Here is a 3,516-nt window from a genome sequence, read left to right as displayed (position 1 = left end):
CCGGCCGCCGCGATGTCAACGCAGGTCAGCGCGGGTCGAAGGACCGGCTTTCCGTCAGCGGCGCGACGAACAGGCGGTCGCAACGCTCATTGTCGTCGGTCAGCGGGATCGCCTCGAATTCCTCGCCCGAGGCGTCCAGCACCTCGGCGGCGATGGCGTCGAACGCCGCCTCGTGTCCGGGTCGTCGGAACAGCACGGCCCCGTCCTTGGCGTCGACCACGCCGTATGCCGGAGAGCCTTCGAGAAGGGTTTCGAGATCCAGGGCCATGGGAAAGCAATCCCCGAAGCGGTCAAAGGTTTCCCGCGCCCCGAAATCGCGGGGGCGGACCGGCTGGATTGTCAGGGAGAGAATGGTGGACGCGACAGGGATTGAACCTGTGACCCCTTCGATGTCAACGAAGTGCTCTCCCGCTGAGCTACGCGTCCGCCGTGGCGGTTCCGGACGGGTCCGGAACGGGAAGGCGCGGTCTATAACCCGCGGGCCTTGCGGACCGCAAGGCCATTTTGGTGAGCCGCGGTCGTCGGCCCTGCGTGACCTCCTGACCCGACGCGGCCCGGCGCTTCGTGCGCCCCTGCGCTCAAGCAGCGACCATGCGTTCGACTTCGCCGACGAGGTCGCGAAGGTGCACCGGCTTGGACAGGACCTTGGCCTGCGGACTGGCCTGGGCGGCGCTGAGGGCCACGGCGGCGAAGCCGGTGATGAACATGATGCGGATGCCGGGCTGGCGGGCGGCGGCGACGCGCGCCACCTCGATGCCGTCGGCCCCGGGCATGACGATGTCGGTCAGCAGCAGATCCCACGGGCCCTGGTCGAGCGCGTCGATGGCGTCGTCGCCGTTCTCGCAGTCGACGACCGAATGGCCGGCCCGCTCCAGCGCCCGGGTCAGGAACCCGCGCAGGGAGTGGTCGTCTTCGGCCAGAAGGATTCGCGCCATATGGTTTTCGCCCCGGTCTTCTTTCCCTGAAGCTAGGCCCGCACTGGTAAACCCGCCATGAAAATCACCGCGATGTCAAAGCGGTCCCCTGTGGATGAGCGACGGAAACAGGCTATGGCTGCGGCATGAATCGAGGGGACGGCGGCGAGGATCGGGCGGGTTTCACCGTCGTGGAGGGCGTCGAGCCGGGGCGGTTCGTCTTCGCCTCGCCGCACTCCGGCGATCTGTATCCGGCCGACATGGGCGCCGATCCGGCCTTGCCGGGGGCCAGTCTGCGCAGCGCCGAGGACGCCCTGGTCGACCGGCTGATCGCGCCGGGCGCCGAGCGCGGGGCCGTCCTGGTGCTGGGGCGTCTCGGTCGGGCCTATGTCGATCTGAACCGGGACCCGGCCGACCTTGACGCCCAGCTGATCGAAGGCATCGGGAACGGGACGGGCTCGGCCCGGACGGCGGCGGGCTACGGGGTCATTCCGCGGCTGAGCGGCGACGGTCGCCCCCTCTATGCGCGCCGGTTGACGCTGGACGAGGCGCGCGAACGGATCGCACGGGTGCACGCGCCCTATCACGCCGCGCTGGGCGCGCGGATGCGGGCGGCGCGTGACCGGCACGGCGAGGCGGTGCTGGTGGACTGGCATTCGATGCCCGCGCGGGCGACGCAGGGGGCGGGCGGGACGCGGGGGCCGGACGTGGTGCTGGGCGACCGGCACGGATCGTCCTGCGAGGCCGGACTGACGCGGCGGCTGCGGCGCGCGTTCGAGGCGCTGGGCTGGCGGGTGGCGCTGAACCAGCCCTATGCGGGCGGATGGACCACCCAGGCCTGGGGCCGGCCCGACGAGGGCTTCCACGCCGTCCAGGTCGAACTGAACCGCGCCCTGTATTTCGACGAGGCCGCGCGGACGCCGTCCGCGGGCTGGTCGCGCACGCAAAAAGGGGTCGCGCGCGTCATCGCCGGCCTGCTGGCCCGCGAGACATAAAAAAAGCCGCGCCCGAAGGCGCGGCATGAAAGTCTTTAGGGAGGAAACGCCCAGGAAGGGCATGACGCCCGAAGGCGTCGAAGATCAAGTTAGTGTGCACTGCACAAACCGTCAAGACAGTATTTCGCACCCGCGTTCACGCAGTGTAACGGCACGGTCATTCCCCGTGATCGCTCTGTAACCGGTTTCCGGGGCAAAAACTGTCCGAATGCCAGCGCATCTGCGAACAGCCTTGAGTGTTGCGGCTTCAGAGCTCCAGCAAGCGGCGGGCGCTGCGGATGGCGAGCGCCGCCGGGGACGCGGCCTGACGCCAGATCAGCAGGCCGGAGATCAGCGCCACGCCGAGCGCCAGCCACACCGGCCCGAAGAGCCATGCAGCGGCGGCCAAGGCGAAATAGTAGCCGCGGACGCCCTGGCTGAAGGCGCTCAGGGCCGGGTTCAGCAGGTTGGCGGCCGCGTCGCCCAAGGCCACGCGATCCGCCTCGGTGTGGACCTCGGGGGCCGCGCCGATCAGGGCCAGCGAATAGTTCAGCTGCCGGATCGACCAGATGAAATCCAGCAGACCCCGCGACAGGCACAGCAGCACCAGCGCCAGCTTGGCCTCCAGCAGACGGGTGGGCACATCCCCGGCGCCCACGGAGGCGAACCCCTCGATCGCCTGCTCGCCGCCGAAAAGGACGCTGGCCACGGCCGCGATCAGCAGCAGGTTGGTCGAGGCGAAGAAGCCGCCGGAATTGATCGTGTGGCCCAGCAGATTGCTGTCTACGAGGCGGATTTCGCGATGGGTCATCGCCGTCATCCAGACGCGACGAACGATCGTCATGTCGTCGTTCAACGTGCCGCTGCGCCGGGCCAGCAGCCCGAGCAACGGGCCATAGCCGAGCCAGCAGACGATGAAGAAGCCGAGGGCCAGCCAGTCGAAAAGGGTCATCCCGCATCCTCCCGCCACAGTTGGGCCAGAGCAAGTCTGCCTTGCTTCGGGCGCCGTGCGCGCCTATCACGCCCGCCACTTTCGTACCGCACCGCACAATAATCGAGCGCGCCATGAACATCGACGCCATCACCGTCGGCCCGAACCCGCCCTGGGACGTCAACGTCATCATCGAGATCCCGCAAGGCGGTCTGCCGGTGAAGTACGAGATGGACAAGGCGTCCGGCGCCCTGTTCGTCGACCGCTTCCTGCACACGGCGATGTACTATCCGGGCAACTACGGCTTCATCCCGCACACCCTGTCGGACGACGGCGACCCCTGCGACGTGATCGTGCTGAACCCGACGCCGGTGGTGCCGGGCTGCATCATCCGCTCGCGCCCGATCGGCGTGCTGAAGATGGAAGACGAGGCCGGCGGCGACGAGAAGATCCTGGCCGTGCCGGTCGACAAGCTGAACCCCTACTACACCGACATCGCCAGCTACCGGCAGCTGCCGGCCATTCTGGTCGAGCAGATCGAGCACTTCTTCACCCGCTACAAGGATCTGGAGAAGAACAAGTCGGTGACGGTGAAGGGCTGGGGCGACGCCGGCGAGGCCGCCGAACTGATCGCCGCGGGCATGCGCGCGCATCAGGACAAGCTGAAAGCCGCCGCCGGCAAGGCCGCCAACGCGGC

The 3,516-nt window shown here is 68.5% G+C and carries 5 protein-coding genes and 1 tRNA gene; 2 read left to right on the top strand and 4 right to left on the bottom strand.

Translation table 11 applies throughout. The features are described 5' to 3' along the window. Positions 1-25: 25 nt before the first annotated feature. From V6M42_RS03785 to cpdR, 3 genes are all read right to left on the bottom strand, one after another. Positions 26-268, bottom strand: a complete 243-nt coding sequence (locus V6M42_RS03785) for a hypothetical protein (RefSeq protein WP_332657284.1) — start codon at positions 266-268, stop codon at positions 26-28. A gap of 83 nt (positions 269-351) precedes the next feature. After that, positions 352-426: transfer RNA gene (locus V6M42_RS03780), tRNA-Val, on the bottom strand. 152 nt (positions 427-578) lie between these two features. Next, entirely contained in the window at positions 579-935 is a 357-nt protein-coding gene (gene cpdR, locus V6M42_RS03775; RefSeq protein ID WP_056616494.1) for a cell cycle two-component system response regulator CpdR, read from the bottom strand. A 125-nt stretch (positions 936-1,060) separates the two neighbouring features. On the opposite strand from cpdR, the gene V6M42_RS03770 reads away from it, so the two are divergent. Further along, positions 1,061-1,909 (top strand): N-formylglutamate amidohydrolase, encoded by an 849-nt coding sequence (locus V6M42_RS03770; protein ID WP_332677251.1) that lies wholly within the window; start codon positions 1,061-1,063, stop codon positions 1,907-1,909. Positions 1,910-2,156: 247 nt separating this feature from the next. Here the strand turns inward: V6M42_RS03770 and V6M42_RS03765 are convergent, their stop codons facing one another. Further along, entirely contained in the window at positions 2,157-2,840 is a 684-nt protein-coding gene (locus tag V6M42_RS03765) for a DUF599 domain-containing protein (protein ID WP_332657287.1), read from the bottom strand. Between the two features lie 113 nt (positions 2,841-2,953). On the opposite strand from V6M42_RS03765, the gene ppa reads away from it, so the two are divergent. Continuing rightward, the coding region (gene ppa / locus V6M42_RS03760; RefSeq protein ID WP_056616489.1) for an inorganic diphosphatase at positions 2,954-3,516 on the top strand (563 nt) is incomplete at its 3' end.

This window comes from Brevundimonas sp., from assembly GCF_036677305.1.
In the GTDB taxonomy this organism is placed as follows: Bacteria; Pseudomonadota; Alphaproteobacteria; order Caulobacterales; family Caulobacteraceae; genus Brevundimonas.
Note: the sequence above shows the minus strand (reverse complement) of the source record. Positions and strands in the feature narration are given on the sequence as shown.

Bases quoted from the DNA above. Each gene is read 5' to 3' on its own strand.
- cpdR (WP_056616494.1), bottom strand. From the start codon at position 935: ATGGCGCGAATCCTTCTGGCCGAAGACGACCACTCCCTGCGCGGGTTC.
- V6M42_RS03765 (WP_332657287.1), bottom strand. From the start codon at position 2,840: ATGACCCTTTTCGACTGGCTGGCCCTCGGCTTCTTCATCGTCTGCTGG.
- V6M42_RS03770 (WP_332677251.1), top strand. From the start codon at position 1,061: ATGAATCGAGGGGACGGCGGCGAGGATCGGGCGGGTTTCACCGTCGTG.
- V6M42_RS03785 (WP_332657284.1), bottom strand. From the start codon at position 268: ATGGCCCTGGATCTCGAAACCCTTCTCGAAGGCTCTCCGGCATACGGC.